At 73.6% G+C, this 13,752-nt stretch carries 14 protein-coding genes; 3 read left to right on the forward strand and 11 right to left on the reverse strand.

Annotated elements, in window-relative coordinates:
- Positions 1–35 precede the first annotated feature (35 nt).
- Both ACZ4Z1_RS21070 and ACZ4Z1_RS21075 read left to right on the forward strand, forming a co-directional pair.
- A complete protein-coding gene (locus tag ACZ4Z1_RS21070) occupies positions 36–1,355 on the forward strand; it encodes a CaiB/BaiF CoA transferase family protein (protein ID WP_468488104.1) in 1,320 nt (439 codons plus the stop codon).
- A complete protein-coding gene (locus ACZ4Z1_RS21075) occupies positions 1,352–2,272 on the forward strand; it encodes an HpcH/HpaI aldolase/citrate lyase family protein (protein ID WP_468488105.1) in 921 nt (306 codons plus the stop codon). The genes ACZ4Z1_RS21070 and ACZ4Z1_RS21075 overlap by 4 nt, the downstream gene beginning before the upstream one ends.
- Positions 2,273–2,355: 83 nt before the next feature.
- Here the strand turns inward: ACZ4Z1_RS21075 and lgt are convergent, their stop codons facing one another.
- The 11 genes from lgt to hisI all read right to left on the reverse strand — a co-directional run bounded on the left by lgt (position 2,356) and on the right by hisI (position 12,680).
- Entirely contained in the window at positions 2,356–3,459 is a 1,104-nt protein-coding gene (lgt, locus tag ACZ4Z1_RS21080) for a prolipoprotein diacylglyceryl transferase (protein ID WP_468488106.1), read from the reverse strand.
- A gap of 285 nt (positions 3,460–3,744) precedes the next feature.
- Positions 3,745–4,740, reverse strand: a complete 996-nt coding sequence (locus tag ACZ4Z1_RS21085) for a DsbA family protein (RefSeq protein ID WP_468488107.1) — start codon at positions 4,738–4,740, stop codon at positions 3,745–3,747.
- A 257-nt stretch (positions 4,741–4,997) separates the two neighbouring features.
- Positions 4,998–5,816: a tryptophan synthase subunit alpha gene (gene trpA / locus ACZ4Z1_RS21090; protein ID WP_468488108.1), complete on the reverse strand. Its 819-nt coding sequence runs from the start codon at positions 5,814–5,816 to the stop codon at positions 4,998–5,000.
- Positions 5,816–7,120, reverse strand: a complete 1,305-nt coding sequence (gene trpB / locus ACZ4Z1_RS21095) for a tryptophan synthase subunit beta (RefSeq protein WP_468488109.1) — start codon at positions 7,118–7,120, stop codon at positions 5,816–5,818. The genes trpA and trpB overlap by 1 nt, the downstream gene beginning before the upstream one ends.
- A 427-nt stretch (positions 7,121–7,547) precedes the next feature.
- Complete coding sequence (trpM, locus tag ACZ4Z1_RS21100) at positions 7,548–7,781, reverse strand: tryptophan biosynthesis modulator TrpM (protein ID WP_468488110.1); 234 nt, start codon at positions 7,779–7,781, stop codon at positions 7,548–7,550.
- A 9-nt stretch (positions 7,782–7,790) separates the two neighbouring features.
- Positions 7,791–8,600: an indole-3-glycerol phosphate synthase TrpC gene (trpC, locus tag ACZ4Z1_RS21105; RefSeq protein ID WP_468488111.1), complete on the reverse strand. Its 810-nt coding sequence runs from the start codon at positions 8,598–8,600 to the stop codon at positions 7,791–7,793.
- Between the two features lie 356 nt (positions 8,601–8,956).
- Positions 8,957–9,340 carry a DUF2752 domain-containing protein gene (locus ACZ4Z1_RS21110; protein WP_468488156.1) on the reverse strand — a complete coding sequence of 128 codons (384 nt, stop codon included), beginning with the start codon at positions 9,338–9,340 and terminating at the stop codon, positions 8,957–8,959.
- A 352-nt stretch (positions 9,341–9,692) separates the two neighbouring features.
- The gene (locus ACZ4Z1_RS21115) at positions 9,693–9,938 is read right to left on the reverse strand and encodes an HGxxPAAW family protein (protein WP_468488112.1); all 246 of its coding nucleotides are present in this window, start codon (positions 9,936–9,938) and stop codon (positions 9,693–9,695) included.
- A gap of 86 nt (positions 9,939–10,024) precedes the next feature.
- A complete protein-coding gene (locus ACZ4Z1_RS21120; RefSeq protein WP_468488113.1) occupies positions 10,025–10,678 on the reverse strand; it encodes a TIGR02234 family membrane protein in 654 nt (217 codons plus the stop codon).
- Between the two features lie 69 nt (positions 10,679–10,747).
- On the reverse strand, positions 10,748–12,304 hold the full coding sequence (locus ACZ4Z1_RS21125) for an anthranilate synthase component I (RefSeq protein ID WP_468488114.1): 1,557 nt from the start codon (positions 12,302–12,304) through the stop codon (positions 10,748–10,750).
- A 10-nt stretch (positions 12,305–12,314) separates the two neighbouring features.
- Positions 12,315–12,680 (reverse strand): phosphoribosyl-AMP cyclohydrolase, encoded by a 366-nt coding sequence (hisI, locus tag ACZ4Z1_RS21130; protein ID WP_468488115.1) that lies wholly within the window; start codon positions 12,678–12,680, stop codon positions 12,315–12,317.
- 429 nt (positions 12,681–13,109) lie between these two features.
- Here hisI and ACZ4Z1_RS21135 point away from each other — a divergent pair, with 429 nt between their 5' ends.
- The gene (locus tag ACZ4Z1_RS21135) at positions 13,110–13,742 is read left to right on the forward strand and encodes a TIGR03085 family metal-binding protein (RefSeq protein ID WP_468488116.1); all 633 of its coding nucleotides are present in this window, start codon (positions 13,110–13,112) and stop codon (positions 13,740–13,742) included.
- Positions 13,743–13,752: the final 10 nt, after the last annotated feature.

Raw genomic sequence — 13,752 nt, forward strand, 5'->3', positions numbered from 1 at the left:
GCCCGGCCTGCCACCCGAAGAATGCGAGGCACACCATGCAGCACCAGGAACCACCCGGGACCCGCCCTCCCGCCACCACCGTCCCCAGCCGGGATGCCCCCGCCGCCCCTGATCCCGACCCACCGCAGACCCGCACCACGGAGACCGCCGCCTCGGCCGCTCCCACTCCCGGGCCCCTCGCCGGACTGCGGGTCCTCGACCTGGCCACACTGTTCGCCGGGCCGCTGGCCGCCACACTGCTCGGTGACTTCGGTGCCGAGGTCATCAAGGTCGAGCACCCGCGACGGCCCGACCCGTCCCGCGAGCACGGCCCCGCCAAGGGCGGCGTCGGCCTGTGGTGGAAACTGCTCGGCCGCAACAAGAAGACCGTCACCCTCGACCTCGCCGCCCCGGGCGGCCGGGACGTCCTGCTCGAACTGGCCGCCGGCGCGGACGTCGTGATCGAGGCTTTCCGCCCAGGCACCCTGGAGAAGTGGGGCCTGGGCCCGGCGGAGCTGACCGCCGTCAATCCGGGGCTGGTGCTGGCCCGGGTCACCGGGTTCGGCCAGTTCGGGCCGTACGCGCACCGCCCCGGTTTCGGCACCCTCGCCGAGGCGATGAGCGGGTTCGCCGCGCTCACCGGCGAACCGGACGGCCCGCCGACGCTGCCACCCTTCGGGCTCGCCGACTCCGTCGCCGCGCTGACCTGCGCGTACGCCGTCATGGCGGCGCTGCGCGGCCGGGAGAGCACCGGCCGCGGCCAGGTCGTGGACCTGGCGATCATCGAGCCGATGCTGACGGTCCTCGGCCCGCAGCCGGTCTGGTACGACCAGCTCGGCCACGTCCAGCCCCGTACGGGCAACCGCTCCGCCAACAGCGCGCCGCGCAACACCTACCGCACCGCCGACGGCGCCTGGCTCGCCGTCTCCGCCGCCACCCGGTCCGTAGCCGAACGGCTGCTGCGCCTGGTCGGCCACCCGGAGTTCGTCTCCGAGCCGTGGTTCGCGACCGGGTCGGGGCGGGCCCGGCACGCCGACGAGCTGGACGCGGCGGTGGGCGGCTGGATAGCGCGGCACGGCCGGGACGAGGTGGTGGCCGCGTTCGAGCGGGCCGAGGCGGCGGTGGCGCCGGTCTGCGACATCCGTGGGGTGATGGACAACGAGCAGTACCGGGCGCTGGATTCGATCACCGAGGTCCCGGACGACGAGCTGGGCACGGTGCGGATGCAGAACGTCCTCTTCCGTCTCTCCGCCACGCCCGGCGCCATCCGGTGGGCGGGCCGCCCGCACGGCGCGGACACGGACGCGGTGCTGTCCGGCCTGCTCGGCCTGTCCGCCGCGCGGATCGCGGCGCTGCGTGCGGACGGTGTCGTATGACCGCCGCCACCGCACCGGCCGCTGCCCCGTCCGCCGTCCCACCGCTGACCTGGCTGTACGTACCGGGTGACCGCCCTGCGGTGGTCGCCAAGGCGCTGGTGTCCGGGGCCGACGCGGTGGTGATCGACCTGGAGGACGCGGTCCCCGCCGACCGCAAGCCGTACGCCCTGCGGGCCACCGCCGAACTGCTCGCCGTACGACGGCCCACGGCCCACGGTTCAGCCCCCGGGCCCGCCCTCCACGTCCGGGTCAACGCGCTCACCGGCCCGCACGCCGCGACGGAGATCCGGACCCTCGCGGCCCTCCCCGCGCTGGACGGGCTACGGCTGCCCAAGGTCGACGGTGTCACCGGCATCCGCCGCGCCGCGGCCTGGGCGTCCACGGCCGGTCCCGGTGACGCGGGAGCGGTACCGCCGCTGCACGCGCTGCTCGAAACCGCCCTCGGTGTGGAGAACGCCTTCGCCGTCGCCACCGCACACCCGGCGCTGCGCGGCCTCTCCCTGGGCGAGGCCGACCTGCGGGCCGAGTTGGGGGTACGGGACGACGACGGGCTGGCCTGGGCCCGCGGCCGTACGGTGATTGCCGCCCGCGCGGCCGGGCTGCCGCCCCCGCCACAGTCGGTCTTCCCCGACCTGCGCGACACCGAGGCGCTGGCACTGTCGTGCGCACGGGGCCGGGCCCTGGGATTCCTCGGCCGGGCCGCGCTGCACCCACGTCAACTGCCGGTGATCGAACGGGCCTACCTGCCCACCGCCGAGGAGGTCGAGAGAGCCGTGGAGACGGTGCAGGCGGCAGCCGCCCACGCCGGTGCCTGCGCCCTGCCCGACGGCCGCTTCGTCGACCCGGCGGTGGTCGCCGCCGCCCACCGGGTCCTCACACTGGCAGCCCGCGGGGCCCGGGTCGGGGAGGAAGGGTGAGCCCGCCGGACACGGCGGAGGCCGCCCCGACCCCGCTGGGTCCGGACGGCCTCCGTCACGCTCCGGCAGTGCGACGCCGTGTGTCAGGACTCCTTGCCGCTGCGGCTGCCGGACCCGGCGTCCTTCGTCAGCTTCGCGGCGCCCTTGGCCACGCTCTCCTTGCCGCTGCCCGCGGCCTCGGGAGCCGCCTCGGCGTCCTTGGTGTCCTGCGCGGTCCGGGTGTCTTCAGCGCTCTCGGCGTCCTTGGTGTCCTGCGCGGTCCGGGTGTCTTCAGCGCTTTCGGCGTCCTTGCCGCGCTCGCCGCCGTCGGTGGCCTTGGGCCCGGTGCCGTCCGTCTTCGTTCCCGCGCCGTCCGCGGCCGTGTCCAGCGCTCCCGGCTCGACGACCTCTTCGCGGCCCGGGATCTTCTTCGCGGAGACCACGATGTAGACGACGGACAGGACGAGTCCGATGAGCGCGGTCCACACGTTCAGGCGCAGGCCCAGGATGTGGTGGGCCTCGTCGACCCGCATGTACTCGATCCAGGCGCGGCCGGCGCAGTAGGACGCCACGTACAGCGCGAACGCGCGCCCGTGGCCCAGCTTGAAGCGCTTGTCCGCCCAGATCACGAGCAGCGCGACACCGACGCACCAGAGCGACTCGTACAGGAACGTCGGGTGGTAGGTGCCGCCGACCCGGCCGATGGACGGGTCGTCACTGATCTTCAGCGCCCACGGGAGGTCGGTGGCGCGGCCGTAGAGCTCCTGGTTGAACCAGTTGCCCCAGCGGCCGACCGCCTGGCCCAGGGCGAGGCCGGGCGCCAGCGCGTCCATGTACGCGGGCAGCGGGATGCCGCGGCGGCGGCAGCCGATCCAGGCCCCCACGGCGCCGAGTGCGACGGCGCCCCAGATCCCGAGGCCGCCCTCCCAGACCTTGAAGGCGTTGAGGGGGTGGCCGCCCTTGCCGAAGTACGGCTCGTACGTCGTGATGACGTGGTAGAGGCGGCCTCCGACGAGCCCGAAGGGCACGGCCCACACGGCGATGTCCGCGACGGTCCCGGAGCGGCCGCCGCGCTGGATCCAGCGCTTGTTGCCGAGCCAGACGCCGATGAAGACGCCGATGATGATGCAGAAGGCGTAGCCGCGCAGCGGGATCGGGCCGAGATGTACGACGCCCGTGGAGGGGCTGGGAATGAATGCGAGGTCCATGGCAGGGACGACGCTACCGCGCCAGGTGGGCGGGGCGACAACCCACCCGGCTACGGCTGTGTAACGACCGTCACTGCCGGCGGTCGGTTACGCCGGGCGCGGCACCGGGCCGGTACGGCGGTGTCCCGGACCGAGCCGTCCCCCCGCCGGACCGGTACGGCGGTGCCGCGGGTCGAGCCGTCCCCCCGCCGAACCGGTGGAGCGGCACCCCGGGCCGGTCCGTCACCCCACCGGCCCCGTCCAGTGCGGCACCGGCCCGGCCCGGTGGCGCGCCGGACCGCCTCCTCACGGTGCCGGAACCCTGTCCCTGCTCCCGCCCGTGTGCCCGGCACCGGCTCCGGCACTGTGCCCCTGTCCGGCGCTGTGGCCCGCGCCGGCCGCGGTGCCCGCGCCCGCCGAGTGCCCGGCCCCGCTGCCCGCCGAGGCGCCGACGGTACTGGCTCCGGTCTCCGCCTTTCCGCTGCCGGATTTCGCGTCGGCCGGCTTGTCCCCGGAGGAGCCGCCGCCCGCCTTCTTGTCCTTGGCGGCGTCCCGCACCTTCTGCTTGAGCCCCTCGGGGGTGAGGTTCTTCTCGTCCGCGAGGTTCTTGCCGTTCAGCAGGACGGTCGGGGTGCCCCGGTAGCCGGTATTGGTGAAGGCTCTGTTGGACTTGTGCACGAAGTCCGTATATGTACCCTTGTCGACGCACTGGTCGAAGGTGTCGCCGGCCAGCCCGTCCACCTTCTTGGCCAGCTGCTTGAGGTACTTCTTGTCGGCGAAGCGGTCCTGCTGCTCCGGCGGCTGGTTGTCGTACAGCACGTCGTGGTATTCGCGGAAGCGGCCCGCGTCCTGGGCGCAGAGCGCGGCGTTGGCGGCGGTGACCGACCCCTTGCCGCTCATGCTGCCGTCGATGATCGTCGCGAGGTGGTAGTCGGTCTTGAGCAGTCCGGCGTCCTCCATCTCGTGGATGGCGCCGCGGAAACCCTTCTCGAACTGGGCGCACGCGGGGCAGCGGAAGTCCTCCCACACCGTGAGCGTGGACGGGGCCTCCTTCTTGCCGACCGGCACCGCGGGCTTGTCGCTGTCCTGGGCCCCCTTGGGCAGGGCCACCTTGCCGCTGCCGGAGTCGTCGCCCGAGGAGGCGGCCCAGACGCCGACGCCGCCGGCGACGGCCAGCACCGCCACCACCGCTCCGGCGACCTTCAGCTGCCGGCCGCGCCGCTCGCGCGCCTTCTCCTTCGCACGCTGGGCCTGGAGCCGCTCACGGGCGCTGTTCTTTTTGTCTTGATTGTTCTGGCTCACGCCCCTGAACAACGAAGCGGAGGGGCGCCCTCGCACCCCTCCGCCGCGTTCTTCGTCCTAACGAGGGACAGCCCCGCCGGACACCGGCCCGGACACACACAGGCCCCCCACTCAGACGTGCGATCGCAAGCCAGAAGCCCCCGGCCGCACGCCCGAAGGGGCCTTCCGCAGGCCCGGCAGCATCCCCCGTACGCCCTCCGGGCCGGCCGGTCGCACAGCCGGCCCCGGAGCCGTCCCGACATCGCCGGGCCCGCGCGTCACCCGCGCTTGCGTACGCCCGCCGCCAGGTCACCGGCCAGTTCACGGACGCCCGCGAGACCGGCCTCCAGGTCGTCACCGGCGTCCAGCAGCCGCTTGACGAAGGCCGACCCGACGATGACCCCGTCCGCGAACTGCGCGACCTCGGCGGCCTGTTCGGCGTTGGAGACGCCGAGGCCGACGCAGACCGGCAGGTCGGTGGTGGCGCGGGTGCGCCGCACCAGGTCCTGCGCCTCGCGGCCGACCGACTCGCGGGTGCCGGTGACGCCCATCAGCGAGGCCGCGTACACGAAGCCGCTGCCCGCCTCGGTGATCTTCGCGAGGCGTTCGTCCCGGCTGCTCGGCGCGACCACGAACACGGTGGCCAGACCGTGCTGTCCGGCGGCCGCGCGCCACACCTCGGACTCCTCGACCGGCAGATCGGGCAGGATGCACCCGGCCCCGCCCGCGGCGGCCAGGTCGGCGGCGAAGCGCTCGACGCCGTACGCGTCCACCGGGTTCCAGTACGTCATGCACAGCACCGGCGCGCCGGTCGCCGCATGGACCTCGCCGACCGTGCGGATGACGTCCTTGATCTTGACGCCGCCGCGCAGCGCGATGTCGTCGGCGGTCTGGATGACCGGGCCGTCCAGGACCGGGTCGCTGTGCGGCAGTCCGACCTCGACGACGTCGCAGCCGCCCTCGATCATCGCCGAGATCGCCCGTACCCCGCCGTCCACGCTCGGGAAGCCGGCCGGCAGGTATCCGACCAGCGCGGCCCGGTTCTCCTCCCTGGCCGCGGCCAGGGTGCTGCTGAGCAGCCCGACGTTGCCCGCCATCACTTGCTCCCCTCGTCGTGCGCGCCGAGCGCGGTGTCCGTGGCGTCGGTGTCGTCGGCCTCCACCGCGTCGTCGGCGGGCGCCCCGTACAGCCCGAAGTAGCGGGCCGCGGTGTCCATGTCCTTGTCGCCGCGCCCGGAGAGATTGACCAGGATCAGCCCGTCCTTGCCCAGGTCCCGGCCGATCTCCAGCGCGCCCGCCAGCGCGTGGGCGCTCTCGATGGCCGGGATGATGCCCTCGGTCTGCGACAGCAGCCGCAGCGCCTGCATGGCCGCGTCGTCGGTGACGGCTCGGTACTCACCGCGGCCGGTGTCCTTGAGGTAGGAGTGCTCCGGGCCGATGCCCGGGTAGTCCAGTCCGGCGGAGATCGAGTACGGCTCGGTGATCTGCCCGTCCTCGTCCTGGAGGACGTAGGAGCGGGAGCCGTGCAGGATGCCGGGGGTGCCCTCGGTGAGGGTGGCGGCGTGTTCGCCGGTCTCGACGCCGTGGCCGCCGGGTTCGCAGCCGACGAGCCGTACGGAGGTGTCCTGGAGGAACGCGTGGAACAGGCCGATGGCGTTGGAGCCGCCGCCGACGCAGGCCACCGCGGCGTCCGGGAGGCGCCCGGCGCGCTCCAGGATCTGGCGGCGCGCCTCGACGCCGATGACCCGGTGGAAGTCGCGGACCAGGGCCGGGAAGGGGTGCGGTCCGGCGACCGTGCCGAAGAGGTAGTGGGTGCGGTCGACGTTGGCGACCCAGTCGCGGAACGCCTCGTTGATGGCGTCCTTGAGGGTGCGGCTGCCGGACTTCACGGCGATGACCTCGGCGCCGAGCATCCGCATCCGGGCGACGTTCAGGGCCTGCCGCTCGGTGTCGATCTCCCCCATGTAGATGGTGCATTCGAGGCCGAAGAGGGCGCAGGCGGTGGCGGTGGCCACGCCGTGCTGGCCGGCGCCGGTCTCGGCGATGACGCGGGTCTTGCCCATGCGCTGGGTGAGCAGCGCCTGGCCCAGCACGTTGTTGATCTTGTGCGAGCCGGTGTGGTTCAGGTCCTCGCGCTTGAGGAAGACCCGGGCACCGCCGGCGTGTTCGGCGAACCGCGGCACCTCGGTCAGAGCGCTGGGCCGCCCGGTGTAGTTGACCATCAGGTCGTTCAGCTCGGCGGCGAAGGCCGGGTCCGCCTTGGCCTTCTCGTACTCGGCGGCCACCTCGTCCACCGCGGCGACCAGCGCCTCGGGGATGAACTTGCCGCCGAAGTCGCCGAAGTAGCCTCCGGCGTTCGGGACCTGACCCTCCGGGTCCGGGATGAAGAAGTCAGAAGACATCCGACGTACTCCTCGATCGGGGCAACTGCCCCGGAAGTATGGATATACGGGCATCACGGTATGCGGTGCACGTCACGGTATGCGGTGCGCGCCCCTCCGCCCGACGCTCTCCTCGTACGACGCCGCGATACGACGCGATACGAGGCAATACGAGGCAAGACGAAGCAGGACGATGCAAGACGAAGCAGGACGGTGCACAGCGGCTACGTACTGCGGCGACGTACAGCGACGGCGACGAGGCGGAGGCGACGGAAGCGCTGCGCGCGCCCACGGCCAGGTGACGGCCCGTCCGGGACACCCCGCCGAGCCGGCAGGGAGCGGGACGGAACGGCACACAGGCCGACAAGGCGAGAACGAGCGGACGCCGGGGACGGAACTCCGTACTGGTACGTACGGGGAGCAATCACCCACGCCCGGCAACGAGCGGCTACAGCGCGCCGTTACGACGCCATCGCCGGCCGTTGATCTGCCCCGGCTCCGCGCCGATGTGATATCTGACCCGCCGCCCGCGCACCCGGCGCGCCGGCGCCCGGCAGCCACGCGGCCGGCACCCGCGCCCCAGCGCCGCGTGCGGATCGCGCGCGGCACCGGCCGCGGCGAGCACGCCGGCCGGCCCCGGGAGGGGTCCGGGGCCGGGGCGGTGGAGGCGGGCGGTGGCCATGGTGTGGGGTCAGCCCCGTCCGTGCCGGATGGCGGGGTGGGAGCCGGCCGCGACCAGGTCGGCGACGGCGGTCTTCGGGTCCTTGCCGGTGACCAGCGACTCGCCCACCAGCACGGCGTCGGCGCCGTCGTTGGCGTAGGCGATCAGGTCGTGCGGCCCGCGCACACCGGACTCGGCGATCTTGACGATGTGGTCCGGGATCTCCGGCGCGATGCGCGCGAAGTTGCCGCGGTCGACCTCCAGGGTCTTCAGGTTCCGGGCGTTGACCCCGATGATCCGCGCACCGGCGTCCACGGCCCGCTGGACCTCTTCCTCGTCGTGCACCTCGACCAGCGGCGTCAGCCCGATCGACTCGGCGCGCTCGATCAGCGAGACCAGCGCCTCCTGCTCCAGCGCGGAGACGATCAGCAGTGCCAGGTCGGCGCCGTACGCGCGGGCCTCCCACAGCTGGTAGGCGGTGACGATGAAGTCCTTGCGCAGGACGGGGATGTCGACCCGGGCCCGTACGGCCTCCAGGTCGGCGAGCGAACCGCCGAACTTGCGCTGCTCCGTCAGCACGGAGATGACCGCCGCGCCACCCGCCTCGTAGTCGGCGGCGAGGCCGGCCGGGTCGGCGATGGCGGCGAGCGCGCCCTTGGAGGGGCTGGAGCGCTTGACCTCGCAGATCACCGTGACGCTGTCGCCCTTGAGGGCCGCGACCCCGTCCTTGGCCGGGCGCGCCTTGAGGGCCCGCTCCTTGAGCTCGTCGAGGCCGACACGCGCCTGCCGCTCGGCGAGGTCGGCGCGGACTCCCTCGATGATCTCGTCGAGCACACTCACGCGAGCGGCCTCCTTCTTGAGCGGTGGAGGGTGGCAGTCGCCCTCTGGGCCAGTGTCACCCCGTCAGGCTCTCCGATGGTATCCGGCGAGGGGCAAAGGTCTCACATCCGGTTGACGACGGTCCCGCCAGTTGGACGGACAACCTACGGAGTGGCCAGGAAAACCGCAGGTCAGGCGAGCTTTCGACAGCCCGTGGGACGATCTCGCCACCCTTGGTCCGCAGCTTGCTTCCAGATGCCTCGGCACAGTCCCCGTACCACCCCCGTACCGTGCCCGCACCGCGTCCGTACCGCGTCCGTTCCGCCGTCCGGAAACGGAAAGCCGCCCTCCTCGGCCCGGCCCCGGACCCCGGTCCCTTACGGAGCCAGCCCCTCCCCCGACGGAAGATTGCGTACGACCGTGAAGGCGAGCAGCAGCCCGCCCAGCGCCCACCAGTGGACGGCTCGGGGGCGCGGGCCCGCCGTCGGGAGCCCGCGTGCCGCCCGTACGGCCCAGGCCGCCCAGAAGAGCGCGAAAGCCGCGTAACCGGCGACCGCCAGAACGTTGGCTCCGGCGGCCGCGACGAGGTCGCCGTGCGCGACGGCGTGCGCGCTGCGCAGCCCGCCGCAGGCCGGGCAGTAGATGCCGGTGAGGGCGAGCAGGGGGCAGGCCGGATAGTGACCGGGCTCGTGGGGATCGACGAGCCCCACGAAGGCGAACGAGGCGGCGACGGCCGCCAGCACCCCGAACGGCGCCGTCATCCGCCGGACGAAGCCGTAGGCGAGTCGTGGACGGGCGGGTCCGCGGTCGGCCCCGCCGGAGCCGAAACCCGCCCCGCCGACCCCAGGGCCCGCCCCGCCACTGCCCGAAGCCGCAGGTTCACTCACGTGGCGATTGTGCTGCCGTACGGGCAGGGACGCAGCTCACCGGCCGCCGTACGGGCGACCGGACGACCCCACGCACCCCCGTCACCCCCGTCGCCCTCGCCCGTTCCCGGACACACAACAACGCGGCCCCGGGCCTCCATACGGGTGGTGCCTCCGGGGCACTTCCGTACGGGCCGCGGGGCCGCGCCGTAGGATCCGCTGTCGCCGGGCCGGGCCCGGCGGGGACTCAGCCCTCCTGGGGCCGGGCCTTGGCCTGGCCGTGGGCCGTGGCGCCCTTCTTGCCGCTCTGGCCCATGCCGGCCGCGCGCATCACGCCGCCGACCACGGCACCGAGGCCGATCAGGACCATGCCCGCCCAGAACCCGGGCACGTTCGCCAGCACGGTGAAGGCGCCGGCGACGCAGAAGCCGATGAACGAGATGATGACGCCGGTCCAGGCGGCGGGAGTGTGTCCGTGGCCACTGCTCGACATGAGTGCTCCTCGTAGCTTTTTCGCGCCTGAGTCGGGGCGCGGTGATCCCTCGCGGTCCATTGTCCCCGATGGCCGGGGCGCGACCACTACCGGGTCGGGTCCTCGCCGCGGTCCAGGGACTTCCACATCTCTTCCGGGCGGTCCGGGTCGGCGGCGGCGGAACGGCGCGGGCCGCGGGGGGCCGCCCCGGCGCGCTCGTAGCGCCCGGACATCGCGGGCCAGTGGCGTCCGTACAGCAGTGCCAGCACGCCCGCGACCAGCAGCAGGAGGCCGCCGACGACGGCCGCCCAGGGCCAGAAGGTGTGCGAGACGTCCTGGACGCCGGCGTCGGACAGCCCGGTCGCGGTAGCCGCCTTCTCGCGGAGCGCCGCGGTGTCGGAGATGCCGAGGTAGGCGCCGACGACGGTGCCCAGACCGCTGAGGGTGAGGAGAACGGCGACCGCCGTGCGGCCCGCCCCGCGTACGGCGAAGAGGGCGACCAGGGCGGCGAGCCCGACGATGGCGAGCGCGCCGGGCACGCCCGTCACGTCCTGGCCCGAGGCGGTCTGCGGCAGCTGCCCCTGGGCGACGACGGCGGTGGCCTTGGCCCAGGTGCGGCCGGAGGCCAGCAGCACGACGGCGGCGCCGGCCGCGCCGGCGGTCAGCGCGAGGGCCAGGCTCTTGCCGCTGCGCGCGGGCCTGGCCGGCGGAGACGACGGCGACGCGCTCGCGCCGGTGTGGGGGTGGTCTACGGCAGTCACGTCCACCACTGTACGGAGGCGGCGCGACCGCTTCCCGCGCGCGGTCCCCCGGGCCCGTGAAAACCCCGCTCAGGACCCCAGTCCGTTGGCCGTGTGCACGGCCCGCAGCACGGCGGCCGCCTTGTTGCGGCACTCCGTGTCCTCCGACACCGGGTCGGAGTCCGCGACGACGCCCGCGCCGGCCTGGACGTAGGCGGTGCCGTCCCGGAGCAGCGCCGTTCGGATCGCGATGGCGGTGTCGGAGTTCCCGGCGAAGTCGAGGTAGCCGACGCAGCCGCCGTACAGGCCGCGCCGGGTCGGCTCCAGCTCCTCGATGATCTGCATCGCGCGGGGTTTCGGGGCACCGGAGAGGGTGCCCGCGGGGAAGCAGGCGGTGAGCACGTCGAAGGCGGTGCGGCCCGGCGCCAGCCGGCCGGTCACCGTGGAGACGATGTGCATGACGTGGCTGTAGCGCTCGACGGACATGAAGTCGACGACCTCGACGCTGCCGGGTTCGCAGACCCTGCCCAGGTCGTTGCGGCCGAGGTCGACGAGCATCAGGTGCTCGGCGCGTTCCTTGGGGTCGGCCATCAGCTCGTCGGCGAGGGCCTGGTCCTCGGGGACGCTCGCGCCGCGCGGCCGGGTGCCCGCGATGGGGTGCAGGGTGGCCTGCCCGTTCTCGACCTTGACCAGCGCCTCGGGGCTGGAGCCGACGATGTCGACGCCGTCCTCGAAGCGGAGCAGGTACATGTACGGGCTGGGGTTGGTGGCCCGCAGCACCCGGTAGACGTCCAACGCGGAGGCGGTGCAGTCGGTTTCGAAGCGCTGCGAGGGCACGACCTGGAAGGCGTCGCCCGCGCGGATGCGCTCCTTTACGGTCTCGACGGCCTCCTGGTAGGCGGGGCCGCCCCACTTCGCGGTGTACGGGGGCAGTTCGGAGGGCGGCAGGGCCGCGGCGCTCGCGGGGGCCGGGCGGGCCAGGTCGTAGGCCATGGCGTCCAGGCGGGCCACGGCGTCCGCGTACGCCTCGTCCACGCCTGTCTCCAGGTCGTTGTGGTTGATGGCGTTGGCGATCAGCAGGACCGTGCCGTTCCAGTGGTCCAGTACGGCCAGGTCGGAGGTGAGCAGCATGGTCAGCTCGGGCAGGCCGAGGTCGTCCGTGGTGCTGTCGCCGATCTTCTCCAGCCGGCGCACGATGTCGTAGCCGAGGTAGCCGACCATGCCGCCGGTGAAGGGGGGCAGGCCCTGGCCCTCGATCAGGTCACGTGTGGGGGTGTCTCCCGCGCCGCGAGGCGCGGGGGGAGTGTGCAGCGCCTCGACGGTGGCACGCAGCGCGGCGAGCGGGTCGCCCTCGGTGGGCACGCCGACCGGTGGGGTGCCCAGCCAGTGGGCCTGCCCGTCGCGGACGGTCAGGGTGGCGGCGCTGCGGACGCCGATGAAGGAATACCGGGACCAGGTGCGGCCGTTCTCGGCCGATTCGAGCAGGAAGGTGCCCGGGCGTTCGGCGGCCAGCTTGCGGTAGAGGCCCACCGGGGTGTCGCCGTCGGCGAGCAGGCGCCGGGTGACGGGAATGACCCGGCGGTCCTTCGCGAGCGTACGGAAGTTCTCCAGGTCCGGTGTGGCGGTGCCGGTGGTTCCCGAGGTCATGGCGCGGAGCCTACTGCCCTTCGATGAGCACATCCTCATCGAAGCAGGTCCGGGCTCCGGTGTGGCAGGCCGCGCCGACCTGGTCGACCTTGACCAGGACCGTGTCCGCGTCGCAGTCCAGGGCGACGGACTTCACGTGCTGGACGTGTCCGGACGTGTCGCCCTTGACCCAGTATTCCTGGCGGCTGCGGCTCCAGTACGTGCAGCGGCCGGTGGTGAGCGTGCGGTGCAGCGCCTCGTCGTCCATCCAGCCGAGCATCAGCACCTCGCCGGTGTCGTACTGCTGGGCGATGGCGGGGACCAGCCCGTCGGCGTCCCGCTTGAGGCGGGCGGCGACGGCCGGGTCGAGCTGGGAATCCAGGACGCGGCTGCTCATGGGTCCATTGTGCCGTGTGCCGGACGGCGGGTGCGCCGGGTGGTGCAGGGGCCGCCGCTGCGCCCGGTGCTTCCCCGACGGCCGGCGCGGCGGGTGGTTCCCGGCGGCGCGCGCGGGGCGGCCAGCGTACGGCATCCTGCATCCATGACCCGCCAGCCGCCGCCTCCGGACGCCGACCGCACGGCGAAGGTCGCGGCGGCGGTGCTGCTCGCGATCTTCGCCGCCGGGCTGCTGGTCGCGGCCGTACTGCTGCTGCGGAGCTGATCGCGTACGGGCCCCGAAGCCGACCGCGTACGGCGGCCCCGCCCGGCCGCGACCGGCGGCGTACGTGACACCCTGCCACCCTCGCCCCATCAGCCCCGTCCGGACGTGACCGGTACCGTGCGTGGCGCCGTGGCACCCGCCGGGCCCCGGTCGTAGGCTGGGCGCATGTCGACCCATGCGAAGCGTGAACGGCTCCTCCTTGCCGACCTGTTGGAGGGCGCCGGGCCCGACGCGCCGACGCTGTGCGAGGGCTGGACCACCCGGGACCTCGCCGCGCACGTGGTGGTGCGCGAGCGGCGGGCGGACGCGGCCGGGGGCCTGCTCGTCAAGCCGCTGGCCGGCCGCCTGGAGCGGGTACAGCGGGAGTTCGCGGCGAAGCCGTACGAGGAGCTGCTGCGGCTCATCCGGACTGGCCCGCCGCGGCTGTCGCCGTACGCGCTCAAGCAGATCGACGAGGCGGCCAACACGGTCGAGTTCTACATCCACTCCGAGGACGTGCGGCGGGCGCGGCCGGACTTCACGCCGCGCGAGACGGACCCGGTCTTCGCGGACGCGCTGTGGTCGCGCCTGGAGAAGATGGCGCGGCTGCTGGGGCGCAAGTCGCCGGTGGGGCTGGTGCTGCGCCGCCCGGACGGCCGGACGGCGGTCGCGCACCGTGGTGCGCCGGTCGTCACGGTCACCGGGGAGCCCGGCGAACTGCTGCTGTTCACTTTCGGGCGGCAGACGGTTGCCGACGTGCAGCTGGACGGCGACAAGGACGCGGTGGCCAAGGCCCTGGAGGCCCAGCTCGGCCTGTAGGCCGCCGGGG

It is taken from the genome of Streptomyces sp. NPDC030165, from assembly GCF_055573595.1.

Bases quoted from the DNA above. Each gene is read 5' to 3' on its own strand.
- ACZ4Z1_RS21110 (WP_468488156.1), bottom strand. From the start codon at position 9,340: ATGACGGCGCCGTTCGGGGTGCTGGCGGCCGTCGCCGCCTCGTTCGCC.
- ACZ4Z1_RS21135 (WP_468488116.1), top strand. From the start codon at position 13,110: ATGTCGACCCATGCGAAGCGTGAACGGCTCCTCCTTGCCGACCTGTTG.
- trpB (WP_468488109.1), bottom strand. From the start codon at position 7,120: ATGTCTTCTGACTTCTTCATCCCGGACCCGGAGGGTCAGGTCCCGAAC.
- trpM (WP_468488110.1), bottom strand. From the start codon at position 7,781: ATGGCCACCGCCCGCCTCCACCGCCCCGGCCCCGGACCCCTCCCGGGG.
- ACZ4Z1_RS21125 (WP_468488114.1), bottom strand. From the start codon at position 12,304: ATGACCTCGGGAACCACCGGCACCGCCACACCGGACCTGGAGAACTTC.
- trpA (WP_468488108.1), bottom strand. From the start codon at position 5,816: ATGGCGGGCAACGTCGGGCTGCTCAGCAGCACCCTGGCCGCGGCCAGG.
- hisI (WP_468488115.1), bottom strand. From the start codon at position 12,680: ATGAGCAGCCGCGTCCTGGATTCCCAGCTCGACCCGGCCGTCGCCGCC.
- ACZ4Z1_RS21070 (WP_468488104.1), top strand. From the start codon at position 36: ATGCAGCACCAGGAACCACCCGGGACCCGCCCTCCCGCCACCACCGTC.
- lgt (WP_468488106.1), bottom strand. From the start codon at position 3,459: ATGGACCTCGCATTCATTCCCAGCCCCTCCACGGGCGTCGTACATCTC.
- ACZ4Z1_RS21075 (WP_468488105.1), top strand. From the start codon at position 1,352: ATGACCGCCGCCACCGCACCGGCCGCTGCCCCGTCCGCCGTCCCACCG.
- ACZ4Z1_RS21115 (WP_468488112.1), bottom strand. From the start codon at position 9,938: ATGTCGAGCAGTGGCCACGGACACACTCCCGCCGCCTGGACCGGCGTC.